Below are 18,880 nucleotides of genomic sequence, written 5' to 3' on the forward strand. Positions count from 1 at the left end.
CCTCTTTTCGTAAATATTACGATTAAAAAATAACAAAAAAATTTAGCGTGTTTCCCGATGGATCGTCATTTTCTTCAGACGCGGGGAGTACTTCTTCATCTCAAGTCTCTCTGGATGGTTACGTTTGTTCTTGGTTGTTGTATAGTTGCGGTCCCCGCACTCGGTGCAGGCTAAGGTTACAATGACTCTCATGGTTGTTGCCTCCTCTAATTTAATCGTAATTATTACTATTTAATGATATTAGCCTATGCTTTTTCGTTTGTCAACTCCACGCGGGAAAAGGATCTTTCAGTTCACGCCAGTTCATCCACATCTCTTCCTCCGTAAGAAGGGTCTCATCCAATGTACGTTCAATCTCCGCCCGGTCCATATCAATGCCGATAAATACTAATTTGGTTACGCGATCACCCCACTCATCATCCCAGTCCGGTATGCTTGGCAATGTATCGCCAAAATGAAGTTCCCTTTCCTCCTCACTCATCGCACCTACCCATATTCCTGCTGGCGCAAGCTGCTTCGATGTGCCTGCGTGACTGAAAGAGATCGCCATATGGTTTCTTGTCGCTAGCCACATCAGGCCTTTGGATCGCACGATGTTATCTGGCCATTTCGCAATCCAACGCAGCAACCGTTCTGGGTGGAATGGACGTTTACGATGATAGACAAATGAATGAATTCCATATTCTTCAGTCTCCGGGGTATGTTCCTCTTTCATTAATTCGCGGATCCAACCCGCGGACTGGCTTGCTTTTTCAAAATCAAAACGTCCCGTATTCAATATCTCTCTCGGATCAATCTGCCCATGTGTCGTGCGAATGAGCTTGGCTTCCGGTTGCATGGCGTGTAGTGCCTTTTCAAGCTTCGAAAGTTCTTCCTCCGATACCAAATCACATTTGTTCAGAATCAGCACATCACAGAATTCCACTTGATCCGTCAGCAGATGAACGATTCCGCGAACATCGTCCTCCCCGGCTTCCTGTCCACGATCCTTCAGTGTTTCTTTAGAATAGAAATCACGCCAGAACTGGGCAGCATCGACAACCGTAACCATCGTGTCGAGACGAGTGAACTTCGTCAAATCAATGCCAAGTTCCTCATCGATATACGTAAACGTCTGCGCAACAGGTACCGGCTCACCAATACCCGTCGATTCAATCAGTATGTAGTCAAAAGAACCATCCAACGCCAGCCGCTCGACTTCTTTCAACAGATCCTCCCGCAATGTGCAGCAGATGCAACCATTGGACATCTCTACCAGCTTCTCATCAATACGTGATAATCCTCCACCATCTCGTATTAAACCTGCATCAATATTAACCTCACTGAGATCATTGACGATGACAGCAACCCGCATCCCCTCGCGGTTATGAAGCACATGATTGAGCAGTGTCGTTTTGCCTGCACCCAAATATCCACTAAGTACGGTTACTGGAACCCGCTGTTGAACCTGTTGATCTGACATTTCTGCTTCCTCCACTCTGTTTAAGTTGTAAATTTAATCGTAATAATTACTATTAAGAATGATCAATCCGAACTATACCGCAGTTTTCTTTAGGTTGTCAACTCTAATAGGATGAAAATTCTTGATTAATCGTAAAAATGTTGATTAGAACATAGGAATGATGTATGTTGCCGCACGTACAAGCATATATTTTAGCAAAGTCCTAGTTGTGGAGGTCTGTTTCATGAAAATGGCAGCCAATCTGAAGCTCCTGTCCTTCCTGATCCCTTGTGCATTTCTTGTTCCCGTGTTGATCACAATGGCTCCAGACTTGAAGGAAGCATGGAACAGTGAAGCTTTGCAAAATATGAAAACCGTATTCATAGGTATTTTCCTTGAAGCCGCACCTTTTCTGCTCATGGGTGTGTTATTGTCCTCGCTCATGCAGTGGTTTGTATCCGAAGAAATGGTCCGTAAGCTCACGCCCAAGAATCCGATCGGCGGTGTGCTGGTCGCAGGACTACTCGGTATTATTTTCCCCATCTGTGAATGTGGCATGATCCCGGTCGTGAGAAGGTTGATGCACAAAGGCATGCCAGCCTATATCGCAGTGACGTTCATTTTGAGTGGTCCCGTAGTCAATCCCATTGTATTTACCGCGACCTTGCTTGCCTTTCCCTCCCATCCTGAGATTACCATTGCCCGTATGGGACTGGCCTTTGCTGTAGCTGCTTCCATAGGCATGCTCGTGTATGTGTTCGTTCGTCGAAATCCCCTTCGGATGCCAAAGGTCGCAGTGACAGAGGTCAAGACACATCCCGGGTTTAAAATGGCGAAACCTCATGCTCATGCACACGCAAATGCACATGACCATAACCATGTAAAAAACTGGCGTAGCTTCTTCATTCACGCCGGAGATGAATTTGTCGATATGGGCAAATATCTGGTGATCGGTGCCTTGATTACAGCCTGCATCCAAACATTCATTAGCCGCAGTGATCTGATCTCACTTGGCAATGGTCCTGTTGCCTCCTATGTATTCATGATGGGGTTTGCTTATGTATTGTCTCTCTGTTCCACTTCTGATGCTTTTGTGGCTTCTGCGTTCTCACATACGTTTGCACTTGGGCCGCTGGTATCCTTCCTTGTGCTTGGTCCAATGCTGGATTTCAAAAGCACCCTGATGCTGCTCTCGACCTTCCGTACTCGGTTTGTTATAGGTCTAAGTCTAGCCATTATCACGCTCGTCTTTGCCGGCTCGTGGTTAATTAATCTGCTGGTATAAAGGTTAAGCAAATTACTTCATGACCTGAATGGTTAATCACATGAACTTTCATCCTGACGATTAATAGAGATGAGGTGATGATATGAACCACACTGTATATACGATGACAAAAGCCCCTGTTCCAAGATCACACATTATTCAATGGCATAACCTGATCCGTGCAGTATGGATCGGCGGTCTGGCGGTGTACATTATTCACTTGAATTCAAGTGATTCGCTTCATTATTATTTGGCGCCGACCATGCAAAAACTGCTGTTATGCTGCCCTGTTCCCTTATTGTTTATTGCCGTTATTATGGCGTGGCATGGATTGTTCAGTAGAAACGAGGTTCATTGTGACTGTGAGCATCCATCACCCTCGGGATTCCTTCGTAGTTCAATGGTATATGGTCTGATTGCTATACCCTTGTTGCTGGGGTTTTTGTTACCTGATCGGGCTCTCGGCAGCTCCATGGCCAGTCAGAAAGGCATGTCTCTCACTTATGCTCCTCCCGAGATTCGTCGGAAAGAACCGTTACCTGATCCGGCAACGCAATTGAATGTACAAGATCTTACACAACAACCAACGGCTGTTCAGTCTGCATCGGCCACCAAAGTACAATTCATTCCCCCAGACGAGTATAGCCGCGAATTCGCTGAACTGGCGGAAAAATTGTATGCAGAACAGGTCATCCGAGTCTATCCTGAGATTTTCTCTGAAACCCTCGGTACGATCGACATGTTCCAGCGACAATTTGCAGGCAAAGATATCTCGTTAACCGGGTTTGTCTATCGTGACAAAAGCATGGATCATAAATCACATTTTGCACTAGGACGATTTCTCGTCATGTGTTGCCCCGCGGATGCGGCTCCCTTTGGCGTGATGATTCACATCCCTGAAGCGGATAGCTTCCCTACAGATAGTTGGGTGCAAATCGATGGCAGCATCGGGTCAGCACAAGTGAATGGTAAGGATACTATTGAGATTCGCGCCACAAAGGTGACCCCTGTAGCCGAGCCATCCACGCCTTATATTTATACCAATGCGGACTCGGTGATGGCGTATGAGCAAATAAAGAGCGAGTAGTTGCTAGTAGTAGTAACTTGCAGCTCAACAACGATAAAAAGCCCCAAAGCGATGGATCACATCGCTTTGGGGCTTTCATGTTCAGTCAGATATGAGATTTCATCTCGTCTGCTCTGATTGTATTATTCCGTTACGATATCATGAACCAATACAGGAGCATCGGCATGATCCGCAATCGTAATGTTTTCTTTGATCTTCGCAATGACGTCAGCTACGTCTTCACGATTGGCATGAATCGTTACGAGGGACTCACCAGCTTTGACTGGGTCACCCACTTTTTTGTTCAGCATCAGACCAACAGCGAGATCAATCTCAGACTCTTTTGTTGCACGGCCTGCGCCGAGCAGCATTGCTGCCGTTCCGATTTCGTCAGCGACGATTCCGGCAACATATCCGTCTTTGTCTGCTGGGACTTCAACCAGGTATTGTGCTTGTGGCAAACGATCTGGATGATCCACAACCGAAGCGTCTCCGCCTTGGTTTGCCAGGAAATCTTTGAATTTCTCCAGCGCTTTACCGTTCTGGATCACTTCTTTCAATTTCTCCTCAGCATGTTCCAAGGAATCTGCTTTGCCAGCAAGGAATACCATCTGACGTCCAAGTGCCAGACATAGTTCTTCCAGATCTTTCGGACCTTTACCTTGCAGGGTGAGGATGGCTTCTTTCACTTCAAGCGCGTTACCAATCGCCAGACCCAGTGGTTGGGACATATCGGAGATAACAGCCATCGTTTTACGTCCAACATTGTTACCGATGCTTACCATGGCATGGGCCAATTCTTTAGCATCTTCTGTCGTTTTCATGAATGCACCAGCACCCGTTTTAACATCCAATACGATCGCATCTGCACCTGCTGCAATTTTCTTACTCATGATGGAGCTAGCAATCAGTGGAATGGAGTTAACGGTAGCTGTTACGTCACGCAGTGCATAGAGCTTTTTGTCTGCAGGCGTTAGATTACCACTTTGTCCAATAACCGCAACCTTGTGTTCGTTGACGAGACGAATGAACTCTTCTTTTTCAAGCTCTACGTGGAAACCAGCAACCGATTCCAGCTTGTCTGTTGTACCACCCGTGTGACCAAGTCCACGTCCGGACATTTTGGCAACAGGAACGTCCAGCGCAGCTACGAGCGGAGCGAGTACCAGTGTCGTCGTATCGCCCACACCTCCTGTGGAGTGCTTGTCTACTTTGATACCTTCGATAGCAGACAGGTCGATCGTTTCACCGGAATTCACCATCGACATCGTCAGATCCGCGCGTTCTTTGTCTGTCATATCTTTAAAGAATACCGCCATCGCCCAAGCGCTGACTTGATAGTCCGGGATCTCTCCTTGTGTGTATCCTTGAACAACAAAATCAATCTCAGCTGTTGTCAGTTCTTTTCCGTCGCGTTTCTTGGCAATAATGTCTACCATTCTCATGATGATCTCTCCTTGTGTGTGTATTGATTGTATAGAACACTTTGTAGTTACACCGTTACGGCCCCGGATCGTTCTTACGATCGCTGTTGTCTCCAAGTTTTTTTGATCCATTTTACAATGGAGAAAACTCGGAGACAAAGGCGAGCGCTTCGCTTCTTCAGAATCGATTCCGGGTCCTTCACTCCGTGCTTCAAACAAAAGTTTCGATTAAAATCAATTGATTATTGTATATGAAATACAAAAACATCCGTTGTAATCTTATACAACATTTTGACGTTAATTCGTTCCGCTCCGGATCGTTCCTTCGAACGCTTCGCTTCTTCAGAATCGATCCGCTTCCTTCACTCCGTGCTTCAAACAAAAGTTTCGATTAAAATCAATTGATTATTGTATATAAAATGCAACAATTACAGTGTGATTGCTGTATCTAGGGCAACTACCATCATGTCGTTGAACGTTTTTTGACGCTCTTCGGCAGATGTTTCTTCGCCTGTCAGCAAGTGGTCACTTACCGTCAGGATGGTCAGTGCGTTAACACCGAACTTGGCAGCAATGGTGTACAGTGCTGTTGTTTCCATTTCTACGCCCAGTACGCCGTGCTTCATCAACTTCTCGGTTACTGAACGGTCATCGCGATAGAAAGAATCGGAGCTGAACACGTTACCAACGTGAATTTTCATGCCTTTAGCTGTTGCACGGTCATATGCTTCTTTCAGCAGGGAGAAGGTAGCAATCGGGGAAAAGTCATATCCACCGAATACGTGCTTGTTCATGCTGGAATCTGTACATGCTGCTTGTGCAAGGATGACGTCACGTACACGCACATGCTCCTGCATACCGCCACAAGTACCTACACGAATCAGGTTTTTCACGCCATATTCGCTGATCAATTCGTTTGCATAGATAGCAAAGGACGGAATACCCATTCCTGAACCTTGCACCGAAATCCGGTGCCCTTGATATGTACCTGTGAAACCGAGCATTCCGCGAACCTCGTTATAACATACAACATCTTCAAGGTACGTATCTGCAATATATTTCGCACGCAAAGGGTCTCCTGGCAAAAGGATTGTTTCTGCGATATCTCCGGGTTTTGCTCCAATATGTGTACTCATGAATGAAATTCCTCCAGTTATATATTTAGTCTAATATGATGGCAGGAATCGGAGCAGCCACAGCCACTCCGACCTCCCCTATCCAGTTTTCGAAGAACTTACTTCAAATCTTTCAGGAAGCTAGTGCCGTATTCCGGCATTTTCACACCAAAGTTCTCGGCTACGGTTGCACCGAGGTCAGCAAATGTGCTGCGCAGGTCAAGCTTTTTGCCCTCACTGAAACGCGGAGAGTAGGCAAGCAGTGGTACATATTCACGTGTGTGGTCTGTGCCACGGTAGGTTGGATCGTTACCATGGTCAGCTGTGATCAGCAGCAGATCATCATTGGTCATTTTGGCAAAAATCTCTGGCAGCCGTGCATCATAGTCTTCAAGCGCCTGAGCATAACCTTGCGGATCACGACGGTGACCGTACAGGGCATCAAAATCAACCAGATTCAGGAAGCTGAGTCCTGTAAACTCTTCATCCATCGTTTCGGACAACTTGTCCATGCCATCCATGTTAGAGACAGTACGAACAGCCTTGGTTACACCTTCGCCATCGTAGATATCTGCAATTTTACCCAAGGCAATGACATCAAATCCACCATCTTGCAGTTCATTCATGACGGTACGTCCAAACGGCTTAAGCGCATAATCATGACGATTCGCTGTACGCTTCCAGTCACCTGCTTCACCTACAAATGGACGGGCAATAATGCGGCCCAGCATGTATGGATCTTCAAGTGTAATTTCACGACAGAACTCACAGATCTCATATAGTTCTTTCAGAGGAACGACATCCTCATGTGCTGCAATTTGCAGAACCGAATCCGCAGATGTGTACACGATGAGTGCGCCAGTTTCGACATGCTCTGCACCCAGCTCATCCAGAATTTCTGTGCCGCTGGCCGGTTTGTTACCAATCACTTTGCGGCCCGTTTTCTCTTCAATGCGCTGAATCAACTCATCGGGAAAACCGTTCTCGAACACGCGGAAAGGTGTATCAATGTAAAGACCCATCAGCTCCCAGTGACCTGTCATTGTGTCTTTGCCTCTGGATGCTTCCTGCATCTTGGTGTAATACGCTTTAGGTGCATCCGCTACAGGGATACCCTCGATTTCTTTGATGTTGGACAGTCCGAGACTGGCCATGTGAGGCATTTTTAGACCTCCGCGTTCACGTGCAATGTGACCGAAGGTATCTACATCAAAATCATCAAATTCTGCTGCATCCGGCGCTTCGCCGATCCCTACAGAATCCATAACGATTAGATGTACTCTTTTGAATGTTGACATAACCTAAGCACTCCTTCCAATAATCCGGTTTACAAGAACAGTCCGGCGATGATCGCCGACAATACACTGACAAGCGATGCACCGTAAAGCAGCTTCAGACCGAAGCGGGCTACCACATTACCTTGTTTCTCATGAAGTCCCTTCACCGCACCGGCAATGATACCGATCGAGGAGAAGTTGGCGAACGATACGAGGAAGACGGATACGATCCCTGTTGTTCTGGCAGACAACGTTGTCTGCTTCGTCAGATCAAGCATGGCTACGAATTCATTGGATACCATTTTGGTAGCCATAATACTTCCCGCTTGAACAGCTTCCTTCCATGGAACACCCATAATAAAGGCAAATGGTGCAAACACATAACCTAGCAGCTCCTGGAATGAAATACCGAGTATTGCGCTAAACATTCCGTTAACTAACGCGATGAGAGCGACAAAACCGATTAACATCGCAGCTACGATGATGGCGACTTTAAATCCATCCAGGATGTACTCACCCAGCATTTCGAAGAAGGACTGTTTCTCCTCTTCCTGTACTTCCAATATATCTTCTTCCTCTGTAACCTCATAAGGATTCACAATGGAAGCAATGATAAAACCGCCAAACAGGTTCAGCACGAGTGCCGTAACCACATATTTCGGATCAATCATGGACATATAGGCACCGACAATCGACATCGATACCGTGGACATCGCCGAAGCACACAAGGTGTACAGCCGATGTTTTGGCAACAACCCAATTTGTTTTTTCACAGAAATGAACACTTCAGATTGCCCCAATACAGCCGAAGCAACCGCGTTATATGATTCCAGTTTGCCCATTCCGTTGATTTTGCTTAATACCAGACCAATATATTTTATAACAAAAGGTAAGATTCGGATATACTGCAATATCCCAATGAGGGCAGAGATGACAACAATCGGCATCAATACGTTCAGGAAGAACGGAAATCCGCCATTAGCATCCGGGACACCAGTTAAACCACCGAATACAAATGAAATCCCTTCATTCGCATAGGCCAGCAAACTTTCAAATATGGTCGCAAATCCACCAATCAGCCATGTTCCTACCCCTGTATTCAGCAAGGCATAGGCCAGGATCACCTGCAAAACAATCATAACGACCAGCGGTCGGTATCTAATCTTCTTTTTACCGTTGCTTGCGATATAAGCCAGTCCAAAAACAACGAGTAAGCCAAGAAGGGCAATTAGAAATTTCATTTGATCTCTCCTTTGAAGGTAGTTAAGCCGGATGTGGAATTCAGCTCAAAGGGTTCTTAAGCATTCAAAATCATAAACCTTTCAGAAAACTTATGAAGCGCTTACAATTAATCCCGTTTTTAAAATATAAGTGTAAATTCTATTCCCTGTACCTGAGTCGAGTGCCCAAGTACAGAGAATATATCATTACTTTTTAGTTCATCAAGCTTTGTTTAATTAGCTTTTGCTTAGTAAGAAGAGGTAGACTGACCGCCCTGCATGATCTTCACACCAGAACTTGCACCGATCCGAGTCGCACCCGCTTCGATCATTTTCTGCATATCTTCCAGGCTGCGTACGCCACCGGAAGCTTTAACGCCAACATCAGGACCTACAGTACGACGCATCAAAGCGATATCTTCCGGCGTTGCCCCACCTGTGGAGAAACCTGTAGAAGTTTTAACAAAATCTGCTCCAGCTCGTACAGCTGCCTGACAAGCACGTACTTTCTCATCATCCGTCAACAGACAAGTTTCAATAATGACTTTCACCAAAGCTTTACCCGCAGCAGCTTCAACTACAGCACGAATATCCTGTTCAACGTAATCATCTTTGCCATCTTTCAAAGCACTGATGTTGATGACCATATCGACTTCAGTTGCACCTTTAGCAATCGCATCTTTAGTTTCGAAAGCTTTTGTCTCCGATGTAGATGCTCCCAGAGGGAAACCGATAACGGTGCAGATATCTACGCCAGTACCCTGCAACTGCTCAGCAGCATAAGCAACCCAGCCTGGGTTAACGCATACGGAAGCAAACTGGTATTGCTTCGCTTCTTCGGTTAACTTGGCCATTTCACTTTGCGTTGCGTCCGCACGAAGCAACGTATGGTCGATCATTTTAGCTAATTGTGGTGTAGTCAATTGAATCTCTCCCTTGTCTGAACTAGTTATTTTCTATACCCTTACACTAACATGAACATATGTAAAAATCAACTTGAACTTTTGTTCACGGTTCAATTTACAGTTCTTGCTTCGTTATATTTTCTGCCTTACAAAGCAAAACATCCGCCCTTTTTGCGTGGCAGATGTTGTCATCCATATCCATTCGAAATTAGAATCGCAGTAATGCCTGCGCTGTGTACTGATCTGTAACCAGAATATTCGCATAATGACCTTTAAGCGCGGCGTGAATCGCTTCAATTTTGCGTTGCCCCCCGGCGACAAGGATAGATTTTTCCTTATTTCTCAATTCAGCTAAGTCTATTCCGACGGTTCTGCTGTTAATCTCTTCACTGATCAACTGACCTTCCGCATCAAAAAAGCGTGAACAGATGTCACCAGCACCTGAGTTCATCAGTAATTGTTGCTCTTCTTCATTGAAGTAGCCGAGCCTGAACAATAAGGCATCCTCCTTCACAGTACCGACAGTGAACAAAGCGATGTTGGCTTGTCTGCCAAGTTCCACAATTCTGCCGATATGTCGATCCGCTTCCACCATGTTCTTCACTTCAATATTGTCGAAAATTACGGGCAGTGGCAGATACCTTGGTACCGTGTGGAAGGCCTCAGCGAACAAATGTACAATCTCAGCCGCATACGTATTGACATGGGAGTGACTTACGCCCCCCTTCAATTGAACGACTTCGACACCTTTGACCTGCTTGGGACGAAGCTGGCGTGCTACGGCATGCATGGTTGTTCCCCAGGTCACCCCGATAATATCTGCATCCTGAACCGTCTCCTGAAGATAGTCTGCTGCTCGTTTGCTAATATGCTTCTGTATTTCCTCATCACTCTTCAACGGGGCAAAACACACAAGTGCCGTATCCAGATCATATTTCGACTTGAGTTCACCGGCAATGATATCGATATCCTCCAGCGGGTCCATAATTTCAATTCGCACGTATCCGCGATCTTTGGCGTACTGAAGTAATCTTGATACTGTTGGACGCGACACGCCTAAGCGGGCGGCAATGTCCTGCTGGCTGTAATCGGACTGATAATACAATTTCGCTGCTTCAATGCTTAATCGTTGCTTCTCCAGATCCATTCCCATGTGCGCTCATCTCACTCATCCCTATTATCGTTGGAAAATAAATACTCGTCCTGTATATTATACATGGATTGAGTATCTGGTCACTATATAGCTTCCAATTCAGTATCGTGATCATTCGACTCATATTCCTTTCTGACGTATAAAACGGGAGAAACGATGCATACTACTGCGGTCGCTTCATCATTGCCAAGATTGGTTCACCCCATTAATTGCACAGAGAGGAAGAACTACATGTCTACCTTATTGTATATTACTGCCCATCCTCATGATCATGAAACCTCCTTCAGCATGGCTACAGGTAAAGCATTTATTGACGCGTATCGCGAAAGTCACTCTTCTGATGAGATTGTTCACCTCGATCTGTATCGCTCGGATATTCCCCATATTGATGCGGATGTCTTCAGTGGGTGGGGCAAACTGCAATCGGGAAGTGATCTGACTGCCGAAGAGCAGACCAAAGTAAGTCGTTTAAATGAACTGTCAGATCAATTCGCTGCTGCAGATAAATATGTTTTTGTAACCCCGATGTGGAACTTCTCATTTCCTCCAATTCTGAAGGCTTATGTCGACTCTATCTGCGTAGCTGGCAAAACATTTCGTTATACGGAACAAGGTCCTGTTGGACTACTGTCTGATAAAAAAGCATTGCATATTCAGGCCCGCGGCGGCATTTATTCTGAAGGCCCAGCGGCCCAGATGGAATCCGGTCATCGTTACCTGAGCATTATCATGTCATTCCTCGGTGTACCGAAGCTTGATGGCATTTTTGTTGAGGGGCACAATCAATATAAAGACCGTGCAGATGAGATTAAGCAACAAGCTATCGAGCAAGCAAGCACTTTCGCAAAACAATTTTAAGAGTAGTAGTTCAAAAAGTCCGCTTTTGAACACTCACTTAAAGTGTAGTAAAACAATCAAAGCATAAACAAAACCCGCGTGCGTCCCAGGGAATAATCCCAGGAAGCACGCGGGTTTTCAATGTATAATCAACCTCGAGCTTATTGATGTCCAGCGCTGGCACGGCTCATGGTTTCAAGTTTACGTGTGATCGCATGACGGTCTACTTTCAATCCCCAGATCATTTCGATAATCTGTTCTTTCTCCTCAGGACTGTCGGCATGCTTCAATTGCATTAACAGATCATGCATTTGTTCATTAATGCCTTCAAATTGAATCCATAAATCCTGTCTTACCTCTTTGGAATCCAGATGATGATTCGCATCGACTTCTTCCTTCAATGCTTGCATAATAGCATCTTTCCATTCGTCATCACCTAGCTGTTTCGCAATGTTCAGGAGATCCAGATAATCGTCAACAAGAAGTGAGTTCAATTCAGCATGTGTTTTCATCGTTTATTGCATCCCCTTTTAGTCTATTTACCAAGTATTATACTCGGTATTTCAGGAGATGCAATACCTGTCGGAAAAAGTTGATTTATGTAACCTGTCCCTTCAGCCTATGTACAAGCAAATTACACAACGTAAAACCGATTAAAACATACACACCGATCATACCCACAATGCCTATCCATCCCAAATGGCTGTAAAGCAATCCGCCCCCTGTTCCACTTACGCTTGAACCAAGGTAGTAGAAAAACAAATACAACGCATTGGCCTGTGATTTGTGCTGATTGGCCACGAGTCCAACCCAGCTGCTGGCAATGGAATGACCGCCAAAGAAACCGAAGGCAAACAGGGCGAGTCCAATAATTTTGACCCAAAGCGCTGGATGAACGGTACAGACTGCACCAGCCAGAATAATCCCCAGCGCGATTCCAAGCACATGTGATCTGCCGTACCGATCTGCCAGCCTTCCCATCCAGGTGCTACTAACCGTGCCCATCAGATATACCACAAAAAGACTTCCAACAATGGACTGGCTAAGATGATAGGGTTCGCCCGTTAATTCAAAACCAATATAGTTGAACAGGGTCACGAAGCCCCCCATCAGGAGAAAACCGAGTCCATACAGGCATAGCAGCCTTGGATTGCGACACTGTGACCACAAAAGAGGTATTGGATTTTTGAATCCGGGTGCAGCTTTGACAAAATGACGGGATGGTGGGATGACAAGCCAAAAAATAACGGCTGCACACAAACCTAGAATACCAATGAAACCCACAGCGGCGCGCCAACTGAACCAGTCTGTCACGACACCACTGATAAAACGACCAGCCATGCCTCCTATTGAATTCCCACTGATGTATAGCCCCATGGCATATCCAAGACTTGCAGGTTCAATTTCTTCTGACAGATATGTCATGGCTATCGCGGGCAACCCCGCGAGTGCCACCCCTTGGAGAATACGAAGCAGAAGAAGCTCCGTGTATCCCGGGCTGAACGCACTTAGCAAAGCAATAAAAGAAGATATTACTAATGCCGCTGTCATAATAAAGCGTCGCCCCACTGAATCAGACAAGGAGCCGATGAACAGCATCGTCAGTGCCATGGCGATCGTTGTTACCGATAGCGTAAGACTGGCGTGTGCCGGCGTAATGGAGAATGTATCGCTAATCTCAGGCATCAGGGGCTGGAGGCTGTAGAGCAACGCAAAAGTGACAAAACCTCCGGCGAACAGTGCAAGGCTAATGTTACGAAACGTCTTAGTTCCCTGCTGAATCATAGATGTTCCAACTTTCTCGGTAAGAAAGCTTCTTGGATGGACTGTGGCCTGATCGCCGGTCACTGAAGCCTTCCATTTTATCGTTATTTGATGAACAGTTTCCGTTCCATATGAGTCAGAAACTCATAACCATCTGGCGTTACGACAACTGTATCCTCGATTTGGAACCCACCAGCACCAAGCTCGTAATAAGGTACCTCCACACATAGCACCATACCGGGCTCCAGTATACGCTGGTCACCCGGGGAGAGAGTCATATCGTCGTACAGTTCCAAGCCGATGGCATGTCCGACATGCTGACGTCGGTAATGGGGAATTCCCTCGCGCTGTACGCGGGACACCGCCGCATGAAATACATCCGATGCCTTGACGCCAGGGCGCACCGTTTCAAGTGCCGTCTCCCATCCACTTTTGACCGCATCAAAATGCTTTTTCATCCAGGCGGTAGGTTCACCTGCAACAACCGTGCGGCCTGTATCTCCCCAGTATCCTTCCAGCTGGAGGCAAAGGTCGAAACGGACCTGATCTCCAGTCTCAATCGTATGAAAATAATTTTCAATGAGTGGCAACGCACTGCGTGGTCCTGCCCCTACTGCAGTCATTGCCGGAGTTCCACCTGCCCTCATCACAGCCAGACGATAATGATCTGCAAGTTGCTTCTCATGAACACCTGCTGCAATCAGATCAATCAGCTCCTGTTCAATCCGTTCATTTAATTGAGCAGCCTGACGCAGTTGCTCGATTTCAAAAGGTGTCTTAACCAGGCGGATTTGTCGGAACAGTTTATATGCGGAAACCACCGGCCTTTCAGGAAGCTCCTCCCTGATTCTAGCCAGAATATCGGGAGCGATCCGCATTTCATCGATGCCAATCGGCTGACTATCGATACCCAGCTGTTGTAATGCTGCCTTGAGTGCTTCTACAGGACCTGGATGAATGACCGTCGTTTGCAGGAGAGAATAGAATAGATCAATGTCGTCCGTGGAAGGTTTGCCTTCAATTGAACCTTCCACGAAGAAGTCACTGTAGGCAAATATGTCCACCCCCGTGATACCGAACTGGGCCACAACGCCCAACCGATTCGTTGGAATGATGATACACGGCTTAGCAGATCTGTCAGCAGGCAAAATAGCATAAATCTGCATCGTCCAGTTGCTTGCACGCAGCTGGGACCCGATGACATAGTGAATGTTCTCTGGAGTCGTTGCAATCAGGGCGCTTAGCCCCTGAGCTTTCATCACTTCTTCCGCCCGATCCCAATTCAGACCTGAGCTATGAGATAGATGGTGTGAATTATTCATTTTGATCCAGACCTCCTTTTGTTTTCCTGCGACCAAACAAACTCTCAAGTCCTGGTACAGAGCGCAAAACTAGTTTAATCGTCATAAACAGAGCCAGTGCAAAAGCGATCAACACTACAGACACAACAGCAATTGTTGGGTCCTGCCATTTCTCCATGTACAGGAATAGCTGTATTGGCAACGTGTAGCTGTCCTGACGGAGTAGCAGCAGTGCAGCCTCTACCTGATCGAAAGTGAAGACAAAAGCGATTGACCCTGACAAAAGCAGGGATAGTCGGAGCTGTGGCAGTGTAATTGTGAAAAAGATACGCATCGGTCCTGCGCCAAGGTCTGCGGCAGCTTCCCGGTGAGCCGGGTGCAGATTGGCTAATGCACTGCCCACAAGAGTGAGCACGAATGGAAGTACAATGACCGCTTCACCCAAAATAAGCGCAAACAATCCGCCTGCAATATGCATTTTCGAGAATAAAATCAAATATGCGATACCCAGCGTAATTTTCGGCATAACCATCGGAGATACAAAAAATGCCCTTAACATGCCAGAACCCGGGAAAGGATACTGCACGATCGCTAGCGCAGCAAGCGTACCCGTAATCAAAGCCAGCAGAACCGCCCCTGTCGAAGCAATGAGGCTGTTTTTGAAAGCATCGAGAAACTGGGTTTGCTCACCCAGATTGGCATACCATTTCAAGGTTAGACCTTCTGGCGGGAATTTACTGGCTGAACCTGAGCCTACGGACGTTAACATAATCATGAGCAGCGGCAACAGCAAATAAATGGCTACGGCGCTCACAAAGATATAGAGCAGCAGCTTGGTACCCTTGTTCGACTTAACCATACGCCTGACCTCCCTTACGGGAACGACGGAACATCAACATTTCCGCCCCTTTATTCACCAGCAACGAGACAACAATGGAAGACACAAGCAAGAACAGGCTGGCAACTGCAGCCATCGGCCAGTTCGTGTCCAAGGTACGCTGGTATATAAATACCGGAAGTGTCATGACTCTTCCCCCGCCGATCAGCTGAGGTGTGGTGAATGCGGTGAGGCACAGCGTGAACACAATTTGTACCCCGCTTGCAATGCCTCTTGCCGATAAGGGCAGGGTAATGGTGAGGAACGTTCTCCAGCTGCCCGCCCCCAAATCCTGAGCAGCTGCCTTTAAGGAAGCGTCACTTTGGGACAACACATTCAGAATCGGAAAGACCATAAATGGCAGGAAAATATGGACAAGCGCGACAACGACACCTGTCTCGTTGTATATCATGCTGAATCCTTCATCGGTAAGCCCCAGCCGGATGAATAGCCAGTTCATGAAGCCCTGTTTGGAAAGCAACAGCTGCCATCCGTAAGAACGCACAACCGCGCTGACCAGTAGCGGAAGAAACGTGAGCAGCAGCAATAACTGCTTCATGCCAGGCTTCTTTAGACCCGCTATGCAATAGGCCAGTGGATAGGCAAGCAGAAGGCTCCATAGCGTAACTTTGAAGGCAATGCGAAACGTTGTGCCAATTAGCTTCCAATAGTAGGGATCAGACAGAAACGCACGATACGCCCCCCAATCCCAGCCCCGAATAAGTTTTCCATTCTCATAAATATCGAAGCTATATCTCCCAAAGATCAACAACCCGCCCAGATAAACGATGCCCATCAAAGCAAGTGCAGGCAACAGAAGCAGCAACCGGGTTACCCATGTGCGGTTTCCAAAGGAATACAGATTCACGATCCGTTCCGCAATCCGGCTCATATTCCTGCCCCCTGGACTTGATCATGCACGGGTTCGGATAACAATAGCGCGTCCTCCGGGTCAAAGCCAATTTGTATTGGCTCACCTGGACTAAAACGTGAGGCTCCCCGCTGATGCAGCACACTGGCCTGAACCAGAAAACCTTCAGCAATCTGCACACTGTATCGAATATTTGCTCCGCCGTATACCGCTTCAATCACGTGTCCATCCAGTTTGTTCACACAATGAGTTGCATCTTCTCCGAATCGAATATATTCATTGCGGATCGATAAGGAATGTCGTGCTCCCGCTTTCGGTACAGCATTTCCATCACTGACCTTCACCAGCAATGGCTTGCCGAAGCAATCCACCCGAATTCCTTTCACATCATGTCCCAACACTTCCGTCTCAAAGAGATTGGTATCTCCAATAAACTTGGCCACGAAGCTATCGGCCGGTCTTTCATAGATTTCATCAGGGGTTGCGTATTGTAGCAGCTTTCCGGCGCGCATGACGCCGATTCGGTCAGACATGTTCATGGCTTCGCTCTGGTCATGCGTAACAAAGATAAACGTTCCGCCGAACTCACGCTGTATGCGTTTCAGTTCACGCTGCATATCGAGACGTAGTTGCATGTCCAATGCAGAGAGAGGTTCGTCAAGCAGCAGCACTTCGGGTCTGTTGATCAGTGCGCGAGCAATGGCGACGCGTTGGGCCTGCCCCCCGGACAGCTCGGATACAGCACGCCTGCCATAGTCTCCGAGCTGGACCAGATCAAGCATTTCACCCACCTGCCGCTTGATATCGGCTTTCGGTAACTTCTTCACCTTTAGCCCGTAGGCAATGTTGTTGAATACATCCATATGAGGGAACAGCGCAAGCTGCTGAAAAATCATATTACTATTGCGTCCATAGGCCGGAATGCCGGTAACATCCCGACCTCCCAGCATAATGGTGCCCTGATCTGGTTGCTCAAGTCCGCCAAGCATGCGCAGCAGTGTTGTTTTGCCACAGCCACTCGGACCAAGCAAGGAAACGAATTCACCCTTTTTCACTTGGAGTGTTACTTGATCAACCGCGGCTCGCTCACCATAAGTCTTCGTGACTTCCCTTGTTTCAATGGATATGGTCTCTTGTCCGCTGCTCATCTCTGGTTCCCTCCCATCCATTCCAGGTTCAGAGCAGAACCCGGAATTGTTGTGTGCCTGTCAATAATCCTTTTATTAAAGCTTTGTTTTCACCAGTCGGTCCCATAGTTCTTTCCAGGAAGAGCTGTTCTGTGCAAGCACATCCCAGTCTGGATTAATGCCGTTACTTTGCGTTTCTACGGAGAAGGAAGGATCATCCTTGTACTTGTCCGGAACTGCAGCTGTCGTGCTGGTTACTGGCGTACCGGTTGCTTCTGCATATTGTGACAGCGCCTCTGCGCTCAACAATTCGTTGATAATTTCGTTTGCAACACGTGTCTGCTCAGGTGTTGAGCCCTTCACGACCTGAAGTGTGTACGGGAAGGAGATGGCACCTTCACTCGGATACGCTACGGCAAGTGGAGAACCGCCATCAATCCATGTCTGTGCAACCTGTGCACTGAATGGGGCAATGAGAGCATCACCTGACTCCAGCAGTGCCTTCAGCTGATCATTGGATGAAACCAATGTGCCAATCTGGTCACTGCGATCTGCCCAGAACTGGAAGGCTGGCTCGGGATTTTCATAGGATGCACCAATCTCTTGACCTTTGGTAGCAATAAGTGGGGAGATATAGGAATAGAACATATAGTCCCAGAGCGCAGTTTTTCCTTTGAACTCCTCGTTATCCCATAGATCGTTCCAGCTGGTAGGCGGCGCTTTTACTAGGTCTTTGTTATACACTAAGGCGAAGCTCGAAACACCCCAAACCACACCTTTATTGTCTGGCTTGTGGAAGGCCTCTGGAATATCCTTCATATTGGTCACGATGCTTGTATCCAGTGGCTCCCACATATCATCATTCAAACCTTTAGCCGTCGCATCTGCATTGAAGTAACCGAAGTTGACGACCGGATTGTTGGCATCAGCCTGCTTGCCAGCGACCATCTTCGGGTACATTACCGAATTGGAGGATTCCTCAAAGGTGACTTCAACGTTGGGATGTTCTTTCACATACTCGGCAACCACTTCTTTCGGAACGACGTCTTGATTGGAACCAGCCCAGATAAACATCGTCAGCTTAACTTTGTCTCCGCTTGCTCCTGAAGATCCGCTCTCTCCGGCAGTATTACTTGAGCTGCCTGCTCCACCGCAAGCGGAAAGCACCAATGTACTGGCCAGTGTCAGTGAGGCAAGGCTGAGAAAGCGTTTTTTGTTTGATTTGAACATGCGAATTC

At 47.0% G+C, this 18,880-nt stretch carries 18 protein-coding genes; 3 read left to right on the forward strand and 15 right to left on the reverse strand.

Going from position 1 to position 18,880, the window contains the following annotated elements:
- Positions 1-42 precede the first annotated feature (42 nt).
- The gene (gene rpmG / locus MKX75_RS15920; protein ID WP_036613813.1) at positions 43-192 is read right to left on the reverse strand and encodes a 50S ribosomal protein L33; all 150 of its coding nucleotides are present in this window, start codon (positions 190-192) and stop codon (positions 43-45) included.
- 70 nt (positions 193-262) lie between these two features.
- Positions 263-1,462 carry a GTP-binding protein gene (locus MKX75_RS15925; RefSeq protein WP_076331655.1) on the reverse strand — a complete coding sequence of 400 codons (1,200 nt, stop codon included), beginning with the start codon at positions 1,460-1,462 and terminating at the stop codon, positions 263-265.
- A gap of 223 nt (positions 1,463-1,685) precedes the next feature.
- On the opposite strand from MKX75_RS15925, the gene MKX75_RS15930 reads away from it, so the two are divergent.
- Together MKX75_RS15930 and MKX75_RS15935 are read left to right on the forward strand one after the other, a co-directional pair.
- Positions 1,686-2,726, forward strand: a complete 1,041-nt coding sequence (locus MKX75_RS15930; protein WP_339165959.1) for a permease — start codon at positions 1,686-1,688, stop codon at positions 2,724-2,726.
- 103 nt (positions 2,727-2,829) lie between these two features.
- The gene (locus MKX75_RS15935; protein ID WP_339165960.1) at positions 2,830-3,792 is read left to right on the forward strand and encodes a TIGR03943 family protein; all 963 of its coding nucleotides are present in this window, start codon (positions 2,830-2,832) and stop codon (positions 3,790-3,792) included.
- A gap of 122 nt (positions 3,793-3,914) precedes the next feature.
- Here the strand turns inward: MKX75_RS15935 and MKX75_RS15940 are convergent, their stop codons facing one another.
- The 6 genes from MKX75_RS15940 to MKX75_RS15965 form a co-directional block, all read right to left on the reverse strand.
- The gene (locus tag MKX75_RS15940; protein ID WP_036613808.1) at positions 3,915-5,216 is read right to left on the reverse strand and encodes a pyrimidine-nucleoside phosphorylase; all 1,302 of its coding nucleotides are present in this window, start codon (positions 5,214-5,216) and stop codon (positions 3,915-3,917) included.
- Positions 5,217-5,623: 407 nt separating this feature from the next.
- Positions 5,624-6,331 (reverse strand): purine-nucleoside phosphorylase, encoded by a 708-nt coding sequence (deoD, locus tag MKX75_RS15945; RefSeq protein ID WP_056691414.1) that lies wholly within the window; start codon positions 6,329-6,331, stop codon positions 5,624-5,626.
- Positions 6,332-6,429: 98 nt separating this feature from the next.
- The gene (deoB, locus tag MKX75_RS15950; RefSeq protein ID WP_145148223.1) at positions 6,430-7,608 is read right to left on the reverse strand and encodes a phosphopentomutase; all 1,179 of its coding nucleotides are present in this window, start codon (positions 7,606-7,608) and stop codon (positions 6,430-6,432) included.
- A 29-nt stretch (positions 7,609-7,637) separates the two neighbouring features.
- Positions 7,638-8,828 carry a NupC/NupG family nucleoside CNT transporter gene (locus tag MKX75_RS15955; protein WP_062834777.1) on the reverse strand — a complete coding sequence of 397 codons (1,191 nt, stop codon included), beginning with the start codon at positions 8,826-8,828 and terminating at the stop codon, positions 7,638-7,640.
- Positions 8,829-9,055: 227 nt separating this feature from the next.
- The gene (gene deoC, locus MKX75_RS15960; RefSeq protein ID WP_062834778.1) at positions 9,056-9,706 is read right to left on the reverse strand and encodes a deoxyribose-phosphate aldolase; all 651 of its coding nucleotides are present in this window, start codon (positions 9,704-9,706) and stop codon (positions 9,056-9,058) included.
- Positions 9,707-9,920: 214 nt separating this feature from the next.
- Positions 9,921-10,859 (reverse strand): sugar-binding transcriptional regulator, encoded by a 939-nt coding sequence (locus MKX75_RS15965; RefSeq protein WP_062836066.1) that lies wholly within the window; start codon positions 10,857-10,859, stop codon positions 9,921-9,923.
- Between the two features lie 237 nt (positions 10,860-11,096).
- Between MKX75_RS15965 and MKX75_RS15970 the strand changes: the two genes are divergently transcribed.
- Positions 11,097-11,723 (forward strand): FMN-dependent NADH-azoreductase, encoded by a 627-nt coding sequence (locus MKX75_RS15970; RefSeq protein WP_339165961.1) that lies wholly within the window; start codon positions 11,097-11,099, stop codon positions 11,721-11,723.
- 140 nt (positions 11,724-11,863) lie between these two features.
- Here MKX75_RS15970 and MKX75_RS15975 read toward each other — a convergent pair whose 3' ends face one another.
- The 7 genes from MKX75_RS15975 to MKX75_RS16005 all read right to left on the reverse strand — a co-directional run bounded on the left by MKX75_RS15975 (position 11,864) and on the right by MKX75_RS16005 (position 18,872).
- Positions 11,864-12,214: a hypothetical protein gene (locus tag MKX75_RS15975; protein ID WP_339165962.1), complete on the reverse strand. Its 351-nt coding sequence runs from the start codon at positions 12,212-12,214 to the stop codon at positions 11,864-11,866.
- An 85-nt stretch (positions 12,215-12,299) separates the two neighbouring features.
- Positions 12,300-13,487 carry an MFS transporter gene (locus MKX75_RS15980; protein WP_339165963.1) on the reverse strand — a complete coding sequence of 396 codons (1,188 nt, stop codon included), beginning with the start codon at positions 13,485-13,487 and terminating at the stop codon, positions 12,300-12,302.
- Between the two features lie 83 nt (positions 13,488-13,570).
- Positions 13,571-14,788, reverse strand: coding sequence for a Xaa-Pro peptidase family protein (locus MKX75_RS15985; protein WP_339165964.1), 1,218 nt, complete (start codon positions 14,786-14,788; stop codon positions 13,571-13,573).
- Positions 14,781-15,626: an ABC transporter permease gene (locus MKX75_RS15990; RefSeq protein ID WP_339165965.1), complete on the reverse strand. Its 846-nt coding sequence runs from the start codon at positions 15,624-15,626 to the stop codon at positions 14,781-14,783. The genes MKX75_RS15985 and MKX75_RS15990 overlap by 8 nt, the downstream gene beginning before the upstream one ends.
- Positions 15,619-16,536 carry an ABC transporter permease gene (locus MKX75_RS15995; protein ID WP_076331646.1) on the reverse strand — a complete coding sequence of 306 codons (918 nt, stop codon included), beginning with the start codon at positions 16,534-16,536 and terminating at the stop codon, positions 15,619-15,621. The genes MKX75_RS15990 and MKX75_RS15995 overlap by 8 nt, the downstream gene beginning before the upstream one ends.
- Entirely contained in the window at positions 16,533-17,663 is a 1,131-nt protein-coding gene (locus MKX75_RS16000) for an ABC transporter ATP-binding protein (protein ID WP_339165966.1), read from the reverse strand. Before MKX75_RS16000 ends, MKX75_RS15995 begins: the two co-directional genes overlap by 4 nt.
- A gap of 75 nt (positions 17,664-17,738) precedes the next feature.
- The gene (locus MKX75_RS16005) at positions 17,739-18,872 is read right to left on the reverse strand and encodes an extracellular solute-binding protein (RefSeq protein ID WP_339165967.1); all 1,134 of its coding nucleotides are present in this window, start codon (positions 18,870-18,872) and stop codon (positions 17,739-17,741) included.
- Positions 18,873-18,880: the final 8 nt, after the last annotated feature.

It is taken from the genome of Paenibacillus sp. FSL R5-0341 (genome assembly GCF_037975235.1).
Lineage (GTDB): Bacteria > Bacillota > Bacilli > Paenibacillales > Paenibacillaceae > Paenibacillus > Paenibacillus amylolyticus_A.